30 protein-coding genes are annotated in these 20,414 nt (G+C 68.7%); 29 read left to right on the top strand and 1 reads right to left on the bottom strand.

Annotated elements, in window-relative coordinates:
* The first annotated feature begins 54 nt into the window (after positions 1 to 54).
* The 26 genes from rplV to truA all read left to right on the top strand — a co-directional run bounded on the left by rplV (position 55) and on the right by truA (position 15,118).
* A complete protein-coding gene (gene rplV / locus Q8791_RS02400; protein ID WP_267950527.1) occupies positions 55 to 423 on the top strand; it encodes a 50S ribosomal protein L22 in 369 nt (122 codons plus the stop codon).
* Positions 423 to 1,229, top strand: a complete 807-nt coding sequence (gene rpsC, locus Q8791_RS02395; protein ID WP_330089886.1) for a 30S ribosomal protein S3 — start codon at positions 423 to 425, stop codon at positions 1,227 to 1,229. The genes rplV and rpsC overlap by 1 nt, the downstream gene beginning before the upstream one ends.
* Before the next feature lie 3 nt (positions 1,230 to 1,232).
* The gene (rplP, locus tag Q8791_RS02390) at positions 1,233 to 1,646 is read left to right on the top strand and encodes a 50S ribosomal protein L16 (protein ID WP_330089885.1); all 414 of its coding nucleotides are present in this window, start codon (positions 1,233 to 1,235) and stop codon (positions 1,644 to 1,646) included.
* Positions 1,646 to 1,900, top strand: a complete 255-nt coding sequence (gene rpmC / locus Q8791_RS02385; RefSeq protein ID WP_267946685.1) for a 50S ribosomal protein L29 — start codon at positions 1,646 to 1,648, stop codon at positions 1,898 to 1,900. Before rplP ends, rpmC begins: the two co-directional genes overlap by 1 nt.
* Positions 1,897 to 2,169 (top strand): 30S ribosomal protein S17, encoded by a 273-nt coding sequence (gene rpsQ, locus Q8791_RS02380; protein WP_267946684.1) that lies wholly within the window; start codon positions 1,897 to 1,899, stop codon positions 2,167 to 2,169. The genes rpmC and rpsQ overlap by 4 nt, the downstream gene beginning before the upstream one ends.
* Before the next feature lie 107 nt (positions 2,170 to 2,276).
* Positions 2,277 to 2,645: a 50S ribosomal protein L14 gene (rplN, locus tag Q8791_RS02375; protein WP_013156121.1), complete on the top strand. Its 369-nt coding sequence runs from the start codon at positions 2,277 to 2,279 to the stop codon at positions 2,643 to 2,645.
* Between the two features lie 3 nt (positions 2,646 to 2,648).
* Positions 2,649 to 2,954, top strand: a complete 306-nt coding sequence (gene rplX, locus Q8791_RS02370) for a 50S ribosomal protein L24 (protein ID WP_267946683.1) — start codon at positions 2,649 to 2,651, stop codon at positions 2,952 to 2,954.
* A complete protein-coding gene (gene rplE / locus Q8791_RS02365; RefSeq protein WP_330089884.1) occupies positions 2,954 to 3,529 on the top strand; it encodes a 50S ribosomal protein L5 in 576 nt (191 codons plus the stop codon). Before rplX ends, rplE begins: the two co-directional genes overlap by 1 nt.
* Positions 3,530 to 3,542: 13 nt before the next feature.
* A complete protein-coding gene (locus tag Q8791_RS02360) occupies positions 3,543 to 3,728 on the top strand; it encodes a type Z 30S ribosomal protein S14 (protein WP_267946681.1) in 186 nt (61 codons plus the stop codon).
* 282 nt (positions 3,729 to 4,010) lie between these two features.
* Positions 4,011 to 4,409, top strand: a complete 399-nt coding sequence (gene rpsH / locus Q8791_RS02355; protein WP_267946680.1) for a 30S ribosomal protein S8 — start codon at positions 4,011 to 4,013, stop codon at positions 4,407 to 4,409.
* Between the two features lie 16 nt (positions 4,410 to 4,425).
* Positions 4,426 to 4,962: a 50S ribosomal protein L6 gene (gene rplF / locus Q8791_RS02350; RefSeq protein WP_267946679.1), complete on the top strand. Its 537-nt coding sequence runs from the start codon at positions 4,426 to 4,428 to the stop codon at positions 4,960 to 4,962.
* Between the two features lie 2 nt (positions 4,963 to 4,964).
* Positions 4,965 to 5,345: a 50S ribosomal protein L18 gene (gene rplR / locus Q8791_RS02345; protein ID WP_330089883.1), complete on the top strand. Its 381-nt coding sequence runs from the start codon at positions 4,965 to 4,967 to the stop codon at positions 5,343 to 5,345.
* Between the two features lie 49 nt (positions 5,346 to 5,394).
* A complete protein-coding gene (rpsE, locus tag Q8791_RS02340; RefSeq protein WP_267946677.1) occupies positions 5,395 to 5,997 on the top strand; it encodes a 30S ribosomal protein S5 in 603 nt (200 codons plus the stop codon).
* A gap of 2 nt (positions 5,998 to 5,999) precedes the next feature.
* The gene (gene rpmD, locus Q8791_RS02335) at positions 6,000 to 6,185 is read left to right on the top strand and encodes a 50S ribosomal protein L30 (RefSeq protein ID WP_073700506.1); all 186 of its coding nucleotides are present in this window, start codon (positions 6,000 to 6,002) and stop codon (positions 6,183 to 6,185) included.
* Positions 6,182 to 6,646 carry a 50S ribosomal protein L15 gene (rplO, locus tag Q8791_RS02330; protein ID WP_330089882.1) on the top strand — a complete coding sequence of 155 codons (465 nt, stop codon included), beginning with the start codon at positions 6,182 to 6,184 and terminating at the stop codon, positions 6,644 to 6,646. Before rpmD ends, rplO begins: the two co-directional genes overlap by 4 nt.
* A gap of 282 nt (positions 6,647 to 6,928) precedes the next feature.
* The gene (gene secY, locus Q8791_RS02325; protein ID WP_330089881.1) at positions 6,929 to 8,242 is read left to right on the top strand and encodes a preprotein translocase subunit SecY; all 1,314 of its coding nucleotides are present in this window, start codon (positions 6,929 to 6,931) and stop codon (positions 8,240 to 8,242) included.
* Entirely contained in the window at positions 8,243 to 8,908 is a 666-nt protein-coding gene (locus Q8791_RS02320) for an adenylate kinase (RefSeq protein WP_330089880.1), read from the top strand.
* On the top strand, positions 8,908 to 9,732 hold the full coding sequence (map, locus tag Q8791_RS02315) for a type I methionyl aminopeptidase (RefSeq protein ID WP_330089879.1): 825 nt from the start codon (positions 8,908 to 8,910) through the stop codon (positions 9,730 to 9,732). Before Q8791_RS02320 ends, map begins: the two co-directional genes overlap by 1 nt.
* A 68-nt stretch (positions 9,733 to 9,800) precedes the next feature.
* Entirely contained in the window at positions 9,801 to 10,265 is a 465-nt protein-coding gene (locus Q8791_RS02310; RefSeq protein ID WP_330089878.1) for a DUF1707 domain-containing protein, read from the top strand.
* Positions 10,266 to 10,672: 407 nt separating this feature from the next.
* The gene (infA, locus tag Q8791_RS02305; protein WP_013156135.1) at positions 10,673 to 10,894 is read left to right on the top strand and encodes a translation initiation factor IF-1; all 222 of its coding nucleotides are present in this window, start codon (positions 10,673 to 10,675) and stop codon (positions 10,892 to 10,894) included.
* Between the two features lie 54 nt (positions 10,895 to 10,948).
* Positions 10,949 to 11,062, top strand: a complete 114-nt coding sequence (rpmJ, locus tag Q8791_RS02300; protein WP_082206327.1) for a 50S ribosomal protein L36 — start codon at positions 10,949 to 10,951, stop codon at positions 11,060 to 11,062.
* Between the two features lie 215 nt (positions 11,063 to 11,277).
* Complete coding sequence (gene rpsM / locus Q8791_RS02295) at positions 11,278 to 11,658, top strand: 30S ribosomal protein S13 (protein ID WP_267946671.1); 381 nt, start codon at positions 11,278 to 11,280, stop codon at positions 11,656 to 11,658.
* Positions 11,659 to 11,723: 65 nt separating this feature from the next.
* Positions 11,724 to 12,128, top strand: a complete 405-nt coding sequence (rpsK, locus tag Q8791_RS02290) for a 30S ribosomal protein S11 (RefSeq protein ID WP_053616319.1) — start codon at positions 11,724 to 11,726, stop codon at positions 12,126 to 12,128.
* A gap of 184 nt (positions 12,129 to 12,312) precedes the next feature.
* Positions 12,313 to 13,335, top strand: coding sequence for a DNA-directed RNA polymerase subunit alpha (locus tag Q8791_RS02285; RefSeq protein WP_267946670.1), 1,023 nt, complete (start codon positions 12,313 to 12,315; stop codon positions 13,333 to 13,335).
* 70 nt (positions 13,336 to 13,405) lie between these two features.
* On the top strand, positions 13,406 to 13,897 hold the full coding sequence (rplQ, locus tag Q8791_RS02280) for a 50S ribosomal protein L17 (protein WP_330089877.1): 492 nt from the start codon (positions 13,406 to 13,408) through the stop codon (positions 13,895 to 13,897).
* A 360-nt stretch (positions 13,898 to 14,257) separates the two neighbouring features.
* Entirely contained in the window at positions 14,258 to 15,118 is an 861-nt protein-coding gene (gene truA, locus Q8791_RS02275) for a tRNA pseudouridine(38-40) synthase TruA (protein ID WP_330090133.1), read from the top strand.
* Between the two features lie 460 nt (positions 15,119 to 15,578).
* Here truA and Q8791_RS02270 read toward each other — a convergent pair whose 3' ends face one another.
* On the bottom strand, positions 15,579 to 16,418 hold the full coding sequence (locus Q8791_RS02270) for a flagellar basal body-associated FliL family protein (RefSeq protein ID WP_330089876.1): 840 nt from the start codon (positions 16,416 to 16,418) through the stop codon (positions 15,579 to 15,581).
* 1,459 nt (positions 16,419 to 17,877) lie between these two features.
* On the opposite strand from Q8791_RS02270, the gene rplM reads away from it, so the two are divergent.
* The 3 genes from rplM (at position 17,878) to glmM (ending at position 20,373) form a co-directional block, all read left to right on the top strand.
* On the top strand, positions 17,878 to 18,327 hold the full coding sequence (gene rplM / locus Q8791_RS02265; protein ID WP_330089875.1) for a 50S ribosomal protein L13: 450 nt from the start codon (positions 17,878 to 17,880) through the stop codon (positions 18,325 to 18,327).
* A 37-nt stretch (positions 18,328 to 18,364) separates the two neighbouring features.
* The gene (gene rpsI, locus Q8791_RS02260) at positions 18,365 to 18,874 is read left to right on the top strand and encodes a 30S ribosomal protein S9 (RefSeq protein WP_330089874.1); all 510 of its coding nucleotides are present in this window, start codon (positions 18,365 to 18,367) and stop codon (positions 18,872 to 18,874) included.
* A gap of 158 nt (positions 18,875 to 19,032) precedes the next feature.
* On the top strand, positions 19,033 to 20,373 hold the full coding sequence (gene glmM, locus Q8791_RS02255; RefSeq protein ID WP_330089873.1) for a phosphoglucosamine mutase: 1,341 nt from the start codon (positions 19,033 to 19,035) through the stop codon (positions 20,371 to 20,373).
* Positions 20,374 to 20,414: the final 41 nt, after the last annotated feature.

Raw genomic sequence — 20,414 nt, 5'->3', positions numbered from 1 at the left:
GAACCATTTCTCCACGGTGAGTGGAGATGAATTTCCGTGAGCGAGGGAAAAGCGATGGGAACGAGGGCACAGGCACGGTTCGTCCGTGTTACGCCCCGGAAGGCCCGCCGGGTGGTGGACCTTATTCGCGGGTTGCCCGCTGACGAGGCACAGGCGGTGCTCCGGTTCGCGCCCCAGTCGGCGAGCGAGCCTGTTGGCAAGGTGCTGGCTAGTGCCATCGCCAACGCTGAGCACAACGACAAGCTGGACCGCGAGACGCTGGTGGTCGAGGGCGCATGGGTGGACGAGGGTCCGACCCTGAAGCGCATTCGACCGCGAGGCTTCGGCCGCGCCTTCCGGGTGACGAAGCGTACGAGCCACATCACCGTGGTCGTCGCTGAGCGCTCGGGCGCCTCGTCCAAGACGAAGGAAAGGACCCGATAGTGGGGCAGAAGGTAAACCCGCACGGGTTCCGCCTCGGCATCACCACGGACTTCAAGAGCCGCTGGTACGCCGACAAGTCCTACAAGGACTACGTCAAGGAAGACGTTGCGATCCGTCGGATGCTGACCCGTGGCATGGAGCGCGCGGGCATCTCCAAGGTCGAGATCGAGCGCACCCGTGACCGTGTCCGCGTGGACGTCTACACCGCCCGGCCGGGCATCGTCATCGGCCGCCGCGGCGTCGAGGCCGATCGAATCCGGACCGACCTGGAGAAGCTGACCGCCAAGCAGGTTCAGCTCAACGTCTTCGAGGTCAAGAACCCCGAGGTCGACGCGCAGCTCGTCGCCCAGGGCGTCGCCGAGCAGCTGAGCAGCCGTGTGGCGTTCCGCCGCGCGATGCGCAAGGCGATGCAGAGCGCGATGAAGAGCGGTGCCAAGGGCATCCGTATCCAGTGCGGTGGACGCCTGGGTGGGGCCGAGATGTCCCGCTCGGAGTTCTACCGCGAGGGCCGGGTCCCGCTGCACACGCTGCGTGCGGACATCGACTACGGCTTCTTCGAGGCCCGTACGACGTTCGGCCGCATCGGCGTCAAGGTGTGGATCTACAAGGGTGACGCTCCCGTGACCCGCGCCGAGCGCGAGGCGGCCCAGGCCGCCCAGCGTTCCGCCGGCGGCGGTGGCGGCGGTGGCGGCGGTCAGCGCCGCGAGCGTCCGCAGCGTCGTCGTCGTGGCGGTGCCGGCGGCGGTCAGCCGCAGGGTGCCGAGGCCAAGGCTCCGGCCGAGTCCGCAAAGCCCGAGGGGAGCTGACCAGTGCTTATTCCTCGTAAGGTCAAGTACCGCAAGCAGCACCACCCGGATCTGCGCGGTAAGGCCAAGGGCGGAACGACGGTCAGTTTCGGCGAGTTCGGCATCCAGGCTCTGGAGTCGGCGTACGTCACCAACCGTCAGATCGAGTCCGCTCGTATCGCTATGACGCGTCACATCAAGCGTGGCGGCAAGGTGTGGATCAACATCTTCCCGGACCGCCCGCTGACGAAGAAGCCCGCCGAGGTCCGCATGGGCTCCGGTAAGGGTTCACCCGAGTGGTGGGTCGCGCCGGTCAAGCCCGGTCGCGTGATGTTCGAGCTGTCGGGCGTGCCCGAGGACATCGCCAAGGAGGCGATGCGCCGTGCCATGCACAAGCTCCCGATGAAGTGCAAGTTTGTTAAGCGGGAGGGGGAGTGATGGCGAAGTCCGTGACTGCCCATGAGCTCCGGGACCAGTCCGTCGAGGACCTGGTCGCCAAGCTCAAGGAAGCCAAGGAAGAGCTCTTCAACCTCCGCTTCCAGGCCGCCACCGGCCAGCTCGACAACCACAGCCGTCTGCGTACCGTCAAGCGCGAGATCGCGCGGATCTACACGGTCATGCGTGAGCACGAGCTGGGCATCGCCCCGCTGTCTGGTGAGTCGGCTGAGGAGACGAAGGAAGCAGCCGAATGAGTGAGAACCAGACCGCGACTCGTAACTACCGCAAGGTGCGCGAGGGCTACGTCGTCAGCGACAAGATGGACAAGACCGTCGTTGTCGAGGTCGAGGACCGCATCAAGCACGCCATGTACGGCAAGGTCATCCGTCGGACGACCAAGTACAAGGCGCACGACGAGGCGAACTCCTGTGGCGTCGGCGACCGGGTCCGAGTGATGGAGACCCGGCCGCTCTCCGCGACGAAGCGTTGGCGCGTCGTGGAGATCCTGGAGAAGGCTAAGTAACCCCAGCCTGCGTTCGGCGGCCGACACACGTTGTCGGCCGCCAGCGCGAGGGGTGAGACCACCTAGCCGTGCGGCAGTGGACCGCACGCATCACATCAGGAGCAGACGTGATTCAGCAGGAGTCGCGACTCAAGGTCGCCGACAACACGGGTGCCAAGGAGATCCTCACCATCCGTGTTCTCGGTGGCTCTGGTCGGCGCTACGCCGGGATCGGCGACACGATCGTCGCCACGGTGAAGGACGCCCTGCCTGGCGCTGGAGTCAAGAAGGGCGACGTCGTCAAGGCCGTTGTCGTGCGCACCGTCAAGGAGCGCCGCCGGCCCGACGGCTCCTACATCCGCTTCGATGAGAACGCTGCCGTGCTCATCAAGGACGGTGGGGACCCGCGAGGCACCCGCATCTTCGGCCCGGTGGGCCGCGAGCTGCGTGACAAGAAGTACATGCGCATCATTTCGCTGGCGCCGGAGGTGCTCTGAGCGATGAAGATCAAAACTGGCGACGAGGTCATCGTCCTCGCCGGCAAGGACAAGGGTGCCACCGGCAAGGTCGTCAAGGCCCTGCCGAAGGAAGACCGTGTCGTCGTCGAGGGCGTCAACCTGGTCAAGAAGCACAGGAAGGCGAACCCGGCGGGCGGCCAGCAGGGCGAGGTCGTCACGAAGGAGGCCCCGATCCACGTGAGCAACATCGCGCTCGCGGAGGACGGCAAGCCCTCTCGGGTCGGCTACCGCTTCGAGGACGACGGAACCAAGGTTCGCGTCTCCCGTCGCACCGGTAAGGACATCTGATGACGGTTACCAACGACATCACGGCCCCTCCGATGCCGCGGCTCAAGGAGAAGTACCGTAACGAGATCGTCGCTGCTCTGAAGGAAGAGCACGAGATCGCCAACATCATGCAGGTCCCCGGTCTCACGAAGATCGTGGTCAACATGGGTGTCGGCGAGGCGGCTCGTGACGCGAAGCTGATCCAGGGCGCGATCGCCGACATCTCGGCGATCACCGGCCAGAAGCCTCGGATCAACCGGGCCAAGAACTCCATCGCGCAGTTCAAGCTGCGCGAGGGTCAGCCGATCGGCGCCAGCGTCACGCTGCGCGGCGACCGGATGTGGGAGTTCCTCGACCGGCTGCTCTCGCTGGCTCTGCCCCGTATCCGGGACTTCCGTGGCCTTTCCCCGAAGCAGTTCGACGGGAACGGCAACTACACCTTCGGGCTGACCGAGCAGGTCATGTTCCACGAGGTGGACCCGGACAAGGTCGACCGGCAGCGTGGGATGGACATCACGGTTGTCACCACGGCCACGACCGACGAACAGGGCCGCAGCCTGCTCAAGCGGCTCGGTTTCCCGTTCAAGGAAGCCTGAGGGGTAAGCACACATGGCCAAGAAGTCCCTGATCGCCAAGGCGCAGCGGAAGCCGAAGTTCAGCGTCCGCGCGTATACTCGATGCTCACGGTGCGGTCGCCCGCGCGCCGTCTACCGGAAGTTCGGCCTCTGCCGTATCTGCTTCCGCGAGATGGCTCACCGCGGCGAGCTGCCCGGTATCACCAAGTCGAGCTGGTAGTTTCCGGCGGGGCCGACCAGGCGCTCACTCCCTGAGGGGAGCGCCCTGGGTTCGGCCCCCCGAACCGCCACCCCTTGGTGGCTCGACAGTGTCCGTGACCGCCCGACGCGGTCATCGGTCCAGCAACATCCAACCATCAGGGCACGGCAGTCCCGCGAGGGACAGCGGTGCCCACGACCACGCCGTAGGTCCGTTTGTGCACCTCCACGGGGAGACCCGTGGGAGGGCAGGCTCTGGGAAAGCCCGCACTCGGAAACCGCGGTGAGGAAGGGCCAGTCGGCCATGACGATGACCGACCCGATCGCAGACATGCTCACGCGTCTGCGTAACGCGAATTCGGCTTACCACGACACCGTGGCGATGCCGTATTCCAAGATCAAGGCGCACATCGCCGAGATCCTCCAGCAGGAGGGCTTCATTCAGGGCCACCGGACCGAGGAGGCCCCTGTGGGCAAGAGCCTCGTCCTGGACCTGAAGTACGGCCCCACCCGAGAGCGTTCGATCGCGGGCATCCGCCGGGTCTCCAAGCCCGGTCTGCGGGTGTACGCCAAGAAGGAGAACCTCCCGCGGGTGCTGGGTGGCCTCGGTGTGGCGATCATTTCGACGTCCGGTGGCCTGATGACTGACAAGCAGGCCAAGAAGCGCGGCGTGGGCGGCGAAGTCCTCGCCTACGTCTGGTAGAGGGAGAGACTGAAGCATGTCGCGAATCGGTCGACTGCCGCTCTCGGTCCCCAAGGGCGTCGAAGTCACGATTAACGGGCAAGACGTCACTGTCAAGGGGCCGAAGGGCGAACTGAAGCACACCGTCGCCGAGCCGATCACCGTTTCCTTCGAGGACGGGGTCGTCACGGTTGCGCGTCCCGACGACAAGCCGGAGAACCGGTCGCTGCACGGTCTGACCCGTGCACTGGTCGCGAACCTCACCGAGGGTGTCTCCAAGGGCTACACGAAGACGCTGGAGATCCACGGCGTGGGTTACCGCGTCCAGGCCCGCGGCTCCAACCTGGAGTTCTCGCTGGGCTACAGCCACCCCGTCGTGGTCGAGCCCCCGCAGGGCATCACCTTCCGCGTCGAGAAGCCGACGATCCTCCACGTGGAGGGCATCGACAAGCAGCTGGTGGGCCAGGTCGCCGCGAACATCCGCAGCCTGCGCAAGCCGGACCCGTACAAGGCCAAGGGCGTGCGGTACCAGGGCGAGCACATCCGCCGCAAGGCCGGAAAGGCTGGTAAGTAGCCATGGGTATCACCGTGGGCCGCAAGCGGACCGCCAAGAGCGCCACCTCCCGTGCGCGCCGCCAGTTCCGCGTCCGCAAGAAGGTCGTGGGCACCTCGGAGCGTCCGCGCCTGGCCGTGTTCCGCTCCTCCAAGCACATCGTCGCGCAGGTCATCGACGACACCAGGGGTCACACCCTGGTCGCCGCCTCCAGCGTCGAGGCCGACCTGCGCGGTGCCGAGGGCACCAAGTCCGACAAGTCCGCCAAGGTCGGTCAGCTCATCGCTGAGCGCGCCAAGGCCGCTGGGGTCTCCGCCGTCGTTTTCGACCGCGGTGGAAACCAGTACGCCGGCCGTATCGCCAAGCTCGCCGACGCGGCGCGCGAAGGTGGGCTGGAGTTCTAGCGATGACCTCTGTACTGGGCAAGATCAATCACGAGAAGAGGAACCACTGATGGCTGCAGCACCGCGGCGCGGCGCCGGTGGCGAGCGGCGTGATCGCCGTGACGATCGCCGCGGCGGCGCCGCAGACAAGGGTGTCTCCTACATCGAGAAGGTCGTGACCATCAACCGGGTCGCGAAGGTCGTCAAGGGCGGCCGTCGCTTCTCCTTCACCGCTCTCGTCGTCGTCGGTGACGGCAACGGGATGGTCGGTGTCGGTTACGGCAAGGCCAAGGAAGTTCCGGCCGCGATCGCCAAGGGTGTCGAGGAGGCGAAGAAGAACTTCTTCCGCGTCCCCCGCATCCAGGGCACCATCGTGCACCGGGTCCAGGGCGAGGACGCCGCTGGCGTCGTCCTGCTCCGTCCGGCCGCTCCGGGTACCGGCGTCATCGCCGGCGGCCCCGTGCGCGCCGTGCTGGAGTGCGCCGGCATCCACGACATCCTGAGCAAGTCGCTCGGGTCGTCCAACCCGCTCAACATCGTGCACGCCACCGTGGCGGCTCTCAAGGGGCTCAACCAGCCCGAGGAGATCGCCGCCCGTCGTGGCCTGCCGATCGAGGACGTCGCCCCGGCCGCCATGCTGCGTGCTCGTGCTGAGGCGAAGGCAGGAGCCTGACCATGGCCAAGCTCAAGATCACGCAGACCCGTTCCAAGATCGGCGGCAAGGAGAAGCAGCACGCTGCTCTCCAGTCGCTCGGTCTCGGCCGGATCGGCAAGTCCACCGTCCGTGAGGACCGCCCTGAGGTTCGCGGGCAGATCACGATCGTCGCGCACCTCGTCTCTGTCGAGGAGGTTGCCGAATGAGCGACTACAACCCCGACGAGCTGCTCAAGCTGCACCACCTGCGTCCCGCCCCGGGCTCCAACAAGGCCAAGACCCGCAAGGGCCGTGGCGAGGCGTCCAAGGGTAAGACCGCAGGTCGGGGCACCAAGGGTACGAAGGCTCGTAACACCGTCCGTCCCGGTTTCGAGGGCGGGCAGATGCCCCTCATCCGCCGGGTGCCGAAGCTCAAGGGCTTCAGCAACGCGCGGTTCAAGACGACCTACCAGGTCGTCAACCTGGACAAGCTGAGCGAGCTGTTCCCCGAGGGTGGCGAGGTCACCGTCGAGGCCCTGGTCGCCAAGGGTGCGGTTCGCAAGAACCAGCTCGTCAAGGTTCTGGGCACCGGTGAGATCACCGTCGCCGTGCAGGTGAGCGCGAACGCGTTCTCCGGCGCCGCGAAGGAGAAGATCGCTGCTGCCGGTGGCTCCGTCACCGAGCTGTAGGGGTCTTCCCCGAGATGCGCAACTGGGGGCGTCCGCCCGGCAGGTCAGTGAAAGACCAGCTGGCGGGCGCCCCCATGTGTTGTGAGGGGTGATCGTTATGACTCCCGACCGCAACTGGCGCGTGATCACTGTTACAGTGCCATCTGTTTGAGCTCACTGCTTGACGTACTGTGAATACTTCCGAGCAACGGGCGACTGCCCGCTGCTGACGTTCTACGACGATTCAGGATCGGCCGCGATGTCTGGAACCCGTTCCGCCGCCGAAGCCGCGCAGGAGGAGACGTGCTAGGTGCGTTCGTCCGTGCATTTCGCACGCCCGACCTGCGTAACAAGCTGCTGTTCACACTGTTCATCCTGACGATCTTCCGTCTGGGGTCGGTGATCCCCGCTCCGGGTATCGACTCCGCGGCGATCCGGGACCAGATGGAGGCGGTCACAGCCGCCGACCAGAGCGGTGTGTACGCGCTCGTGAACCTGTTCAGCGGCGGCGCGCTGTTGCAACTGGCGGTGTTGGCGCTCGGAGTCATGCCCTACATCACCGCGAGCATCATCATCAACCTGCTGACGGTGGTGATTCCCCGCCTGGAGGCCCTCAAGAAGGAGGGCCAGTCGGGGCAGAGCAAGATCACCCAATACACCCGCTACCTCACGCTGATGCTCGCGGTCCTCCAGGCCACCAGCATCGTCGCGATGGCCAGGACGGGCGCCCTGTTCCAGGGGGCCATCCCGGTCAGTACCTACATGCCCAACCAGGACATCCTGACCCTGGTGACGATCGTGTTCGTGATGACCGCCGGTACCGGCATCGTCATGTGGTTCGGTGAGCTGATCACCGAGCGCGGCGTCGGCAACGGTATGTCGCTGTTGATCTTCACCCAGGTCATCGCGATGTTCCCCTCCTCCATCATGGGGCTCTTCGAGGAGCGCTCCATCTGGGTCTTCACCCTGATCTGCATCGCGGGCCTCGTGCTCGTCGCCGCGGTCGTCTTCATGGAGCAGGCGCAGCGCCGCATCCCGGTGCAGTACGCCAAGCGCATGGTGGGGCGCCGCATGTACGGCGGCAGCTCGACCTACATCCCGCTGAAGGTCAACCAGGCGGGCATCATCCCCGTGATCTTCGCCTCCTCGCTGCTGTACCTCCCGCAGCTGGTCGTCGGTCTGGTGGGGCAGGACTCCACGAACCCCGTCGTGACCTTCATCCAGACCTACTTCCTCACCGGCACGCACCCCGTGTACCTGGCGACGTTCTTCGTCATGATCATCGGGTTCGCGTTCTTCTACGTGGCGATTACGTTCAACCCCACTGAAGTCGCCGACAACATGAAGAAGTACGGTGGGTTCATCCCGGGCATCCGACCGGGGCGTCCGACCGCCGAGTACCTCGACTACGTCCTGACGAGGCTGACGACGCCCGGATCGCTCTACCTGGGTGTGATCGCCCTTCTCCCGATGGTCGCGCTCGGTGCCACCGGCGCCAACGCGAATTTCCCCTTCGGCGGGACGAGCATTCTGATCATGGTCGGTGTCGGGCTGGACACGGTGAAGCAGATCGAGAGTCACCTCCAGCAGAGGAACTACGAAGGTTTTCTGCGATAAATGCGAGCAGTATTGGTGGGGCCGCCTGGGGCCGGCAAGGGCACCCAGGCCCAGATCCTCGCGTCGGAACTGTCGATCCCGAAGGTGTCCACCGGTGACATCTTCCGGGCCAACGTCAGCGGTGGCACGGAGCTCGGCAAGAAGGCCAGGGAGTACATGGACCGTGGCGACCTCGTCCCCGACGAGGTCACGAACGCGATGGTCAAGGACCGGCTCGCGCAGGACGACGCCGCAGTGGGCTTCCTGCTCGACGGCTTCCCGCGCAACGTCCCGCAGGCCGAGACGCTCAAGGGCATGCTGGCCGACCTGAAGACGCACCTGGACGTCGTCCTGGAGCTGAGGGTGGACGAGGACGAGGTCGTCAAGCGGCTCTCGGGGCGCCGTTCGTGCCCCGAGTGCGGCCGGGTGTACCACGTCGAGTACGACGCCCCGAAGTCCGAGGGCGCGTGCGACCACGAGGGTGCCGCGCTGTACCAGCGCGAGGACGACCGCGAGGAGACCATCAGGCACCGCCTGAAGGTCTACCGCGAGCAGACCGCGCCCCTGGTGGAGTTCTACGAGCGCGAGGGGCTGCTGGCGACCATCGCCGCCACGGGCTCCGTGGACGCGGTGACGGCCCGGGCCAAGGCCGCCATCGAGGAGCAGGCCCGAAAGGCCAGTTCCTGATGTTTCGAAAGGCGGAGCCGGACGTGCAGATCAAGACGCCGGAACAGATCGCCAAGATGAGGGCGGCGGGCCAGGTCGTGGCCCGCGCCCTGGACACCCTCCGGGCCGCGGTGCGGCCCGGAGTGTCCACCCTGGAGCTCGACTCCGTGGCGGAGAAGGTCATCCGGGACGCCGGCGCGGTGCCCTCCTTCAAGGGCTACCACGGCTTCCCGGGCTCCATCTGCGCCTCGGTCAACGAGGAGGTCGTCCACGGCATCCCCAGCGCGGAGAGCGTGCTGGCCGAGGGCGACATCATCTCCATCGACTGCGGGGCCATCCTGGACGGCTGGCACGGCGACTCGGCGATCACCGTCGCCGTGGGCGAGGGCCGGCCCGAGGACCTCCGCATGATGGAGGTCTGCGAGGAGTCGATGTGGCAGGGGATCGCGGAGATGCGGCCGGGCAACCGCCTGGGCGACATCGGCTTCGCGATCGGCGGCCACATCTCCGAGAACGGCGGCTACGGCAACGTCCGGGAGTACGGCGGCCACGGCATCGGCACCGAGATGCACATGGACCCGCACGTGCTCAACTACGGCAAGCGGGGCCGCGGCCTGCGGCTCGTCGAGGGCATGTGCCTGGCGATCGAGCCGATGACCACCCTGGGGCACCACGACGTGCTCCAGCTGGACGACGGCTGGACCGTGGTCACGAAGGACGGCAAGAGGGCGGCCCACTTCGAGCACACGGTCGCGGTGACCGCCGAGGGCCCCGTGGTCCTGACCGCACGGGAGTCCAACCGCGATAAAATGGCTCATATGGGGTTCGTTCAGCCAACCTGGTAGCGGCCCCGCCCCACGCGCACAGCGCGCGGGTCGCGACCACTCACGGGTGAAGATGCGAGGTGCGCGCAGTGTCCGACCCGGTGCCGTCGATACGAACGTCCGACTCCGAACGCGACCGTGTCGCGCAGCTCCTCCAGGCGCACTTCGCCCAGGGGCGGCTCGACCACGAGGAGTTCACCGACCGGCTCGGGCGGGTGTACAAGTCCCGTACGGCGGACGAGCTCGCCACGGTCACCCGCGACCTGCCCGAGCGCGACCTGGCGGACTTCCGCGGGGCCTCCCCGCTCCGGGACGAGCCGCTGGTCGCGCCTCCGATCAGCATGCGGGATCCGGCCCTGATGGTGCCGTGGATCCTGTACGCCGGGGTCAACATCCTGTGCTTCGTGATCTGGCTGATCCTCTTCCTCACGAGCGACTACGACTACCCGTGGTTCCTGTGGGTGCTGGGGCCGTGGGGCATCGTGATGGGTGTGGTGACCTTCGGGGTCCTGGCCTCGCAGCGCGGCCATCCGGACGGGGACCACACACCCTAGGCGTACCGGCCACCGGGGCCGGCGGCACCCGGGCCGCTCCGGGGAAGAAACCCGCCCCGGGGGGCGTTGCCGAAAGTACTCCCGACGCGGTCCCGAGGTGCGGGACGAGGCCGGTTCCCCCTCTGAGGGCGACGGTGTAGGGTTCTCTGCCCGCCGGTCAGAAGCACTTGCCCGAAGGCGATAGACTGTCACTGCCCATACGCGGGCTGTTGGGTCAGTCTGCCTTCTTTGTGCCACGTCTTCCCACCGACGTACGCTCTTGCAGTTGGCCTGAACTACCAGTGTGTCCTGGCGTCGACGACATCCGGTTCATCCGATGTCGCCGGGGCCGTCGCGTCATGCGAGACCACTGGGGTCAGCGTCGGGACTGTCCTGATCAACCAATCTATGAGCGAGGCGTGGAGGACATGGCAAAGAAAGACGGCGCCATCGAGATCGAGGGTTCCGTTGTCGAGTCCCTACCCAACGCTATGTTCAAGGTAGAGCTCGACAACGGGCACCAGGTTCTCGCCCACATCAGCGGCAAGATGCGGATGAACTACATCCGTATTCTTCCCGACGACCGTGTGGTCGTGGAGCTGAGCCCGTACGACCTCACGCGCGGGCGCATCGTTTACCGCTACAAGTAGCCCGTCGTGGGCCGCACGGCCCAGGATGAGTGATGTGATGAGTTCGGAGTCACCATGAAGGTCAAGCCGAGCGTGAAGAAGATCTGCGCGAAGTGCCGCGTGATCCGACGGAACCGTCGGATCATGGTCATTTGCTCGGACCCGCGGCACAAGCAGCGCCAGGGCTGACAAGCCCCGTCGCTCGCCGCGGCTTCTGAACCGCGACAACCCGGCCGGGGAAGGTGTTCCCTCCCGGGTGCAGTGAAAACGAAAACCTGTTCCGATTCCCGGCGCCGACGTGGCCCGGGGATAACCCCCGGTCGGAGGCCGGGGCCTCGTCGATTGGGCGACGAGAGGGTGGAACGGGGCAGACCTCCGGGGCATGGATATGGAGTCTCGCCCACATGGCACGTATTGAAGGCGTTGACCTCCCTCGCGACAAGCGGGTGGAGATCGCTCTCACGTACATCTTCGGGATCGGCCGCACCCGCGCGCTCGAAACCCTGAAGCAGACCGGCGTCGACGGCAACACGCGCGTCCACCAGCTGTCCGAAGAGGACCTGGTCAAGCTGCGCGAGTGGATCGGTGCGAACTACCAGGTCGAGGGCGACCTGCGCCGTGAGGTGCAGGGCGACATCCGTCGCAAGATGGAGATCGGTAGCTACCAGGGCGTCCGCCACCGTCGCGGGCTCCCCGTCCGCGGTCAGCGCACGCAGACCAACGCGCGTACCCGCAAGGGCAAGAAGAAGACCGTGGCCGGTAAGAAGAAGGCCGGTAAGAAGTAGTCCGCTCGGACTGTCGACCGCGTCCGAGAACAGCAACGGACCGATGATCTCTGGGAGTTTCGCTAATGCCGCCTAAGGGCCGTCAGGGTGCTGCGCGCAAGGTGCGCCGCAAGGAAAAGAAGAACATTGTCCACGGACACGCTCACATCAAGAGCACGTTCAACAACACGATCGTGAGCATCACCGACCCGACCGGTGCCGTGATCGCGTGGGCAAGCTCCGGACAGGTGGGCTTCAAGGGCTCGCGCAAGTCGACGCCGTACGCCGCGCAGATGGCCGCCGAGGCCGCTGCCCGTCGTGCGCAGGAGCACGGCGTCCGCAAGGTGGACGTCTTCGTGAAGGGCCCGGGCTCCGGCCGGGAGACCGCCATCCGTTCGCTCCAGGCGACCGGCCTCGAGGTGGGCTCCATCCAGGACGTCACCCCGGTTCCGCACAACGGCTGCCGTCCGCCGAAGCGCCGCCGCGTCTGATCGGCAGCGCGTGCCCGCGGCTCCGGCCGCCAGGGCACCGCGTCGTGCTTGATCCCGCGCGGTCCCCGCTGGGGCCCGCGCGGGCTGGGTAGTAATCCGAGTAGTGGACACCGCCGTTCCGGCGGAACGTCCATCCGGTGGCCGTCATATAGCGGTCGGCCATGTGGAAGGGAAAACACGGACCATGTTGATCGCACAGCGTCCCACGCTCGCCGAGGAAGTCATCTCGGACCTGCGCTCGAGGTTTGTCATCGAGCCGCTGGAGCCGGGTTTCGGCTACACCATCGGTAACTCGCTCCGGCGCACCCTGCTGTCCTCCATCCCCGGCGCGGCTGTCACCAGCATCCGCATCGAGGGCGTCGAGCACGAGTTCACCACCGTGCCCGGTGTCAAGGAGGACGTCACGGAGATGATCCTCAACCTCAAGGGCCTGGTCGTCAGCTCCGAGCACGACGAGCCCGTGCTGATGTACCTGCGCAAGCAGGGCCCCGGCGTCGTCACCGCGGCGGACATCGCTCCGCCGGCCGGCGTCGAGGTGCACAACCCCGAGTTGCACATCGCCACGCTCAACGGCAAGGGCAAGCTGGAGATGGAGCTGACGGTCGAGCGCGGCCGCGGCTACGTCTCGGCGACGCAGAACAAGCAGGCCGGCCAGGAGATCGGTCGTATCCCGATCGACTCCATCTACTCGCCGGTCCTGCGTGTGACCTACAAGGTCGAGGCCACCCGTGTCGAGCAGCGCACCGACTTCGACCGCCTGATCGTCGACATCGAGACCAAGCCGGCCATCCGTCCCCGTGACGCGGTCGCCAGCGCGGGCAAGACCCTGGTCGAGCTGTTCGGTCTGGCGCGGGAGCTCAACGTCGACGCCGAGGGCATCGACATGGGCCCGTCGCCGACGGACGCCGCGCTCGCGGCGGACCTGGCGCTGCCGATCGAGGACCTCAACCTCACCGTGCGGTCGTACAACTGCCTCAAGCGGGAGGGCATCCACAGCGTTGGTGAGCTGGTCGCCCGCTCCGAGCAGGACCTGTTGGACATCCGCAACTTCGGTGCGAAGTCCATCGACGAGGTCAAGCAGAAGCTCATCGACATGGGCCTGTCCCTGAAGGACTCCCCGCCCGGATTCGACCCCAGCACGGCGGCCGACTCCTACAGCTCCGACGACGACGAGGGCGAGTCCTTCGTCGAGACGGAGCAGTACTAACCGACCTTCGTCGCCCACATGGTCCCCGGCCGAGTGCGGCCGCGGATCGCATCACTAGGAGAACGACACCATGCCCACGCCTACCAAGGGCGCCCGTCTGGGTTCCGGGCCCGCTCACGAGCGGCACATCCTGGCGAACCTCGCGACCTCGCTGTTCCAGCACGGCCGCATTCGCACCACCGAGGCCAAGGCCAAGCGTCTGCGCCCGTACGCCGAGAAGCTGATCACCCTCGGCAAGCGCGGTGACCTGCACGCCCGTCGCCAGGTTCTCACCAAGATCACGGACAAGTCCGTGGTGCACGAGCTGTTCACCGAGATCGGCCCGCGCTACGAGAACCGTCCCGGTGGCTACACCCGGATCACCAAGATCGGTCCGCGCAAGGGCGACAACGCCCCCATGGCGGTCATCGAGCTGGTCGAGGCGCTGAACGCCCCCGCCGCTCCGGCTGCCGCCCCGGTCGAGGAGCCCGTCGAGGCCCCCGCCGAGGAGACCGCGGCCACGGAGACCGAAGAGGTCGCCGAGGCCGACGAGGCCGCCGAGAAGAGCGCCGAGAGCAAGTAGGGCGGATGGCGCGCGCGGGCACTGCCTGTGTGTGTGCGACCGCTCGTCGAGTGCCCGATCCCTCAGGGGGTCGGGCACTCGTGTTTTTCCCGGAGGGCGGACGCGGGGCGTGCCGCCTCCGGACGGTGGCATGAACGGATGGGTGTGATGGACGAGAACGGCACGACGGCCGGGGCCGGGCCCGCGGAGGAGCCTCCGCGCGGCGCGGCGGCGGAGTTGCGGGAGGCGCCGGGAGGCGATGGCGCCCGCGGGGCTCCTGGGGCCTCAGGGAGCTTCGGGGCGGTCGCAGCCACCGGGGCCGTGGCGGCGGGCGCCGCAGAGGCGTCCGGGGCTCTGGAGGCCGGGGAGGAGCCCGGGGCGGTGGAAGCCGGGGAGGCGTCCGGGGCGGTGCCGACGGTGAGGCTCCGACTGGACATCTCCTACGACGGCACGGACTTCTCCGGGTGGGCGACACAGCCCACGCGCCGCACTGTCCAGGGCGAGCTGGAGTCGGCCCTGGAGAGGGTCCTCCGACTGCCGCGCGTGGCCCTGACGTGCGCGGGGCGCACGGACGCCGGGGTCCACTCCCGGGGGCAGGTGGCGCAGGCCGACATCCCGGCGGCCACCTGGGAGGCCGAGGGGGAGCGGGTGCTCCGCCGCCTCGCCGGGGTCCTGCCCAAGGACGTGCGGGTGACCGGGGTCCGGTTGGCGCCGCCGGGGTTCGACGCGCGCTTCTCGCCGCTGTACCGGCGCTACGTGTACCAGGTGAGCGACGCGCCCTACGGGGTGGACCCGCTGCTGCGCAGGTCGGTGCTGTGGCACAGGAGCCCGCTGGACGAGGGGCTGATGAACGAGGCCGCCGCGCGGCTGGTGGGCGAGCACGACTTCGCCGCGTTCTGCAAGAAGCGGGAGGGCGCCACCACCGTCAGGGAACTGCTGAGACTGGAGTGGGAGCGGGTGGACACCCACCTGCTGCGCGGCACCATCCAGGCGGACGCGTTCTGCCACAACATGGTGCGCGCCCTCGTGGGGGCGCTCCTGGCGGTGGGGGACGGGCGCCGGGACGCGGACTGGCCGGGAACGGTGCTCGGCGCCGCCGTGCGCGACTCCTCGGTGCACGTGGTCGGCCCGCAGGGGCTGAGCCTGGAGGAGGTGCGCTACCCGGGGGACGAGGAGTTGGCCGCGCGGGCGACGGCCACCCGCCGGGTCCGGGAGCTGCCCTGCCCGGGGCACTCCGCCTAGGTCTACCGGCCCGGGAGGTCGGGTACGCGGGTGGCGGGAGGGCCGCCGATCGCGGGGTGGAACCGGTGATCGTCGTGGTGCGACCACCCCGTGAACGCCTCGGCGCTCGTGAAGCACGACCGCGTCGAACCTCGCACATCGTCTGGCGAGGGATCGCACGGACTGCGCGCGTCGAACCGAACACCTGCCGGGGGGACACTCCGGCGGGGTGCGGGGTGCGGGGTGCGGGGTGCGGGGTGCGGGGTGCGGGGTGCGGGGTGCGGGGTGCGGGGTGCGGGGTGCGGGCGGCCGGGGTCGGGAGCGGTGGGGCTGGTCGGGCTGGTGTGACCCCGGGGACCCCCCGCTTTCCACGGTAGGTCCGGGCGGCGCGCGGAGGAAGAAGGACCCGCGGGCTGTGGACGGCCCCGCACGGCGAAGGGGGCGCCCGGACCGGGCGCCCCCTTCGCGTGCTCAGGACGGATCAGGCGCGGTCCTCGCTGAGGGTGCCGAAGGCCTCCTCCAGGAAGCCGTCGCCGATGGCGCGCAGCTCGGTGGCGGAGTCGCTCTCCTCCGACCCCTCCTCGGAACCGTCGCTGTTGGTGGCCAGGGCGAAGAGCAGGTACCGGCCCCACTGGCCGCTGCTGCCGTGGCCGCCCGCGTGGCCGAGGCGCTCGGCGGGGCTGCCCTCCTCGCCCGCGAGACCCGCGAACCACTGGGCGCCGACGAGGTCCTGGGCCTCCATGGCGGTGGCCGCCTCCGCGTCCGTGGGCATCGCAGCGACCCCGATGGTCACCGCGTGCCCCTCGTCCTCGCTGAGGTAGGAGGCGCGGACCAACTGGCGGCACTCGTTGTCGGCGAGGACCTGGCCGTAGTCGCCGTGCGCCCCCGCCGAGCAGTCCTCGACGTCGTCGACGGCCACGCGGGTGAACGTGCCGCCGTCGACGTCCAGGCTCTCGGGGAAGATCTCCTCCGGTGCGAGCGCGCCCGGGTCGTCCGACTCGTTCGCGACGGTGGCGGCGCTCGCGCCGCCGGAGTCGGTTCCCCCGCCGCTGGCGAGGAGGAACGTCCCGCCGCCCGCGACGAGCAGCAGAACGGCGAACCCGGCGATCATCAGGACGCGGCGCTTCCTGGCCCGCGAGTCCGCGTAGCCGCCGTCGCCGGCCGCGTAGTCGTCGTAGTCCTCGTAGTCGTTGATCCCCTGGACGTCGAACTGCGCGGTGTCGTCACCCGCGTCGTCGGGGACCTCGTCCCGGTACAGGGGGCGGTTGGCGCGGCTCCCGGGGGCGGCCGGGATCGCGTGGATGTTCTGAGTGGCTCCCATGGCGTCCGGGGGGAACACGGGGTCACCCGACCCCGGCTCCTCGGGTGCGGGGCCGCGAGGAGGCGCCTGGAAGGCCTGCTGGGGTCCCGCCGGCCCGCCGGGCGGAAGGGTGCCCGGGGGAAGGCCCGGACCGCCGGGACCGCCGGGTGCGGGGAGCGGGCCGCCCGCGCCGGGGCCTCCGTACGGGGGGAGGTTCCCGCCGGAGGGTGCGCCGTACGGCGGCTGCACCGGCCCCTGGGGGCCCTGCGGCCCGGGGGGAAGCTGCGGCCGACCGGGGACCGGGGCGCCGGGGACCGGGGCCCCGGGGGGCGGCCCGGGGCGTCCCTGGACGTGCGGGGGCAGGGGAGGCGCGCCCTGCCCGTGGGGGAGGGCGCCCGGCGGAAGGGTCTGCCCCGGACGGGGCCCGCCCTGGGTGAGATGTCCCACGCCGGGTCTGCCGTCCGCCGGTGCGGGCGGCGGGTTTCCACCGCTCGGGGCGCCGTGCGGAGGGAGGTTCCCGCCGGTGGGGGCCCCGTACGGAGGCTGGCCGGGGCGCATGGGGGGCTGGCCGCCCGTCGGCGCGCCGACGGGACCGCCGGGGTACGGCTGCTGCGGGGGACCGCTCGGGCCGCCCTGGCCCACGGGTCCGTTCTGGCCGCCGTGGAACCCCTGCTGGGGACCGCTCTGCGGGTACGGAGGGGGAGGCTGCGGGCCGCTGGGCTGGGCGTGCGGCGGGAAGTGGTTCGGGGGAAGGGGAGGACGACCGCCCGCGGGCGCACCGTGCGGCTGCTGCGGCCCCGATGTGGGATGCTGGCCCTCGGGATAGGGGGGCGCTGACCCGAGCAGGTCCTGGCCGTCACCGGCCTCCGGTCCGACGGGTCGCCCGTCGGGTCCGTACTGCGGCTGGTTCGGATGGGTACTGATGGGAGTCTCCGAAGGCTCTGGGGATGGGACTGGACCGCGGTCCACCGGGCGCTCGGCCTGGTCCGCTCTGTGGCGTCAGTTCCGGTTCCCGTGGTGTCGGCGTCCGTGACGGGCGTCTCCTGGGGGCGTGTCGGCGCCCGTCGTTCCGGGCGGAGACCGGCCTTTCGGTGCCAAGCGTAGCCAACGTGCGGACGGGGACAGGACAAAGTACTCTCGGCACGAGGCATAATAAAAGGCGGAGAGGTCACGGATGTGACCCCGTGCCGGCGCTTTCCCGCCGAGCGTGGTCCTGCCGGTCTGCCCTTTCGCTGGCTTTGACCTGCGCTATGGTGGCCAGGTAGGGTATTCCGTCGTTGTGCGTTGAGTTGCCGTGGGCCCCGAACTCCCGTATTCGGGTGCCGACCCACGCACCATCGTCTGCGCACTCACCATCGGAGAGTCCTGTGATTGGCATGGGACACCCGGCCAAACACCCCGCAACCGCGGGTGTGTATACGAGTCCCCCTTCCCACCTTCGGGATGGGGCAGCCGACTGAAGAAGCGAAGGCAAACGATCGTGCGCACATACAGCCCCAAACCAAGCGATGTCCAGCGTCAGTGGCACGTTGTCGACGCTACCGATCTCGTGCTCGGGCGTATGGCGAGCCAGGTTGCCACGCTCCTTCGGGGCAAGCACAAGCCGTACTACGCGCCCCACATCGACACCGGCGACTTCGTGATCGTCGTGAACGCCGACAAGGTCGCCCTGACCGGTAAGAAGCTGGAGCAGAAGAAGGCCTACCGGCACTCCGGCTACCCCGGTGGTCTGCGCTCCGTGGCGTACGTCGACCTGCTGGAGAACAACCCCGAGCGCGCCATCGAGAAGGCCGTCAAGGGCATGCTGCCCAAGGGCTCCCTCGGCCGTCAGATGGCCAAGAAGCTCAAGGTGTACGCGGGCGCCGAGCACCCGCACCAGGCCCAGCAGCCGGTTCCGTTCGCCATCACCAAGATCCAGCAGCCCGCCTAGGCGTTCGCAGACTTTCACAGAGAGCACGAGGAAAACCGTGGTCGAGCCCACCGGCATCGAAGACGTCGAGCAGGAGATCGCTGACAACCCGGAGGAGTTCCCCTCCGAGTACACCAGCGAGTCCGACGAGACCGTCGCCGCCTACGTCCCCACCGCGTCCGGCCCCAGCGCCGGCACCGGTCGCCGCAAGTCGGCTGTCGCCCGCGTCCGCATCGCCCCCGGTTCGGGCGAGTGGAAGGTCAACGGCAAGCCGCTCGAGGTCTACTTCCCGGACAAGGTCCACCAGCAGACCATCAAGGACCCGTTCGTCTCCCTCGGATTCGACGGCGCCTACGACGTCTTCGCGCGTCTTGACGGCGGCGGCACCAGCGGCCAGGCCGGCGCGCTGCGCCACGGCATCGCCCGTGCGCTCGCGACCCTGGACCCGGAGAACAACCGCCCGACCCTGAAGAAGGCCGGCTTCCTGACCCGTGACTCCCGTGAGGTGGAGCGGAAGAAGGCCGGTCTCAAGAAGGCGCGCAAGGCTCCCCAGTTCTCCAAGCGCTAGTGCTCATGCGCCGGCATCTGCTCGGCTGAGCTTCGGCCCGTACGCCGTTCCCATCTTCGGGGGCGGCGTGCGGGTCTTTGGTTTTTCCGGTGGCTTCCGCCACGCTGTACTTCACCGGCGCCGGACGCGGCGCCGTTTGCGAAAGGGGCTGGTCGCCTGTGGCTCGGCTGTTCGGAACAGATGGTGTACGCGGTGTCGCTGGTCGGGACCTGACCGCCTCCCTGACCCTGGAGCTCTCCATCGCGGCGGCACGGGTGCTGACACGCGACAGCGGATCGGGGCGGCGGCCCAAGGCCGTCGTCGGCCGCGACCCGCGCGCTTCCGGTGAGTTCCTGGAGGCGGCCGTGGTCGCCGGTCTGGCGAGCACCGGAGTGGACGTGGTCCGCGTGGGGGTCCTCCCCACTCCGGCCGTCGCCTTCCTCACCGGTGAGCTGGACGCCGACTTCGGCGTGATGCTCTCGGCCAGCCACAACCCGGCCCCCGACAACGGCATCAAGTTCTTCGCCGGGGGCGGCCAGAAGCTGGAGGACGCCCTGGAGGAGGAGATCGAGGGCATGCTCGGCGTGCCCTCGACCCCCGCCGTGGGCGACCAGGTCGGCCGGGTCAGCGAGGCCGCCGACGGCGCCGAGCGCTACATCGCCCACGTGCTCGCGTCGGTCCCGCACAGCCTCAAGGGCCTCAAGGTCGTGGTGGACTGCGCGAACGGCGCCTCCACAGCGGTGGCCCCGGAGGCGCTGAGCCGGGCGGGCGCAGAGGTCGTCACCATCGGGGACCGGCCGGACGGTTACAACATCAACGAGGGCTGCGGCTCCACCCACCTCGACGTGCTCCAGGAGGCCGTCCGGCTGCACGGCGCGGACGCGGGCATCGCCAACGACGGCGACGCCGACCGCTGCCTGGCCGTGGACGCCGAGGGCGTCGTGGTCGACGGCGACCAGATCCTCGCGATCCTGGCCACCGAGGCCAAGGACGCGGGGAAGCTCGCGGAGGACACCCTCGTGGTGACGGTCATGTCCAACCTGGGGCTGAAGCTGGCGATGGAGCGGGAGGGCATCGCCGTGGTGGAGACCGCGGTGGGCGACCGCTACGTGCTGGAGGAGATGAAGCGCGGCGGGTTCGGCCTGGGCGGTGAGCAGTCCGGGCACGTGATCCTGCTGGACCATGCCACGACCGGCGACGGTGTGCTGACCGGCCTGCACCTGCTGGCGGCGATGGCCCACCGCCAGCAGGGGCTGGCCGAGCTGGCCAAGGTGATGACCCGTCTGCCCCAGGTGCTCATCAACGTCCCGGACGTGGACAGAACCCGGGTGAAGGACTCCGAGGAGCTGTGGTCCGCCGTGCGCGTCGCGGAGGCGGAGCTGGGCGAGACCGGCCGGGTGCTGATCCGGCCCAGCGGGACCGAGCCCAAGGTCAGGGTCATGGTGGAGGCGCCCGAGCAGGCGCAGGCGACGGCCGTGGCCGAGAAACTGGCCGCGGTGGTCCGCTCCGCCCTGGGGTAGGCGGTCCTCCGGGGCTCCCGTCGGAGCCCCTGACCCCTGTC

It is taken from the genome of Nocardiopsis codii (assembly GCF_036327455.1).
Taxonomy (GTDB): domain Bacteria; phylum Actinomycetota; class Actinomycetes; order Streptosporangiales; family Streptosporangiaceae; genus Nocardiopsis; species Nocardiopsis codii.
Note: the sequence above shows the minus strand (reverse complement) of the source record. Positions and strands in the feature narration are given on the sequence as shown.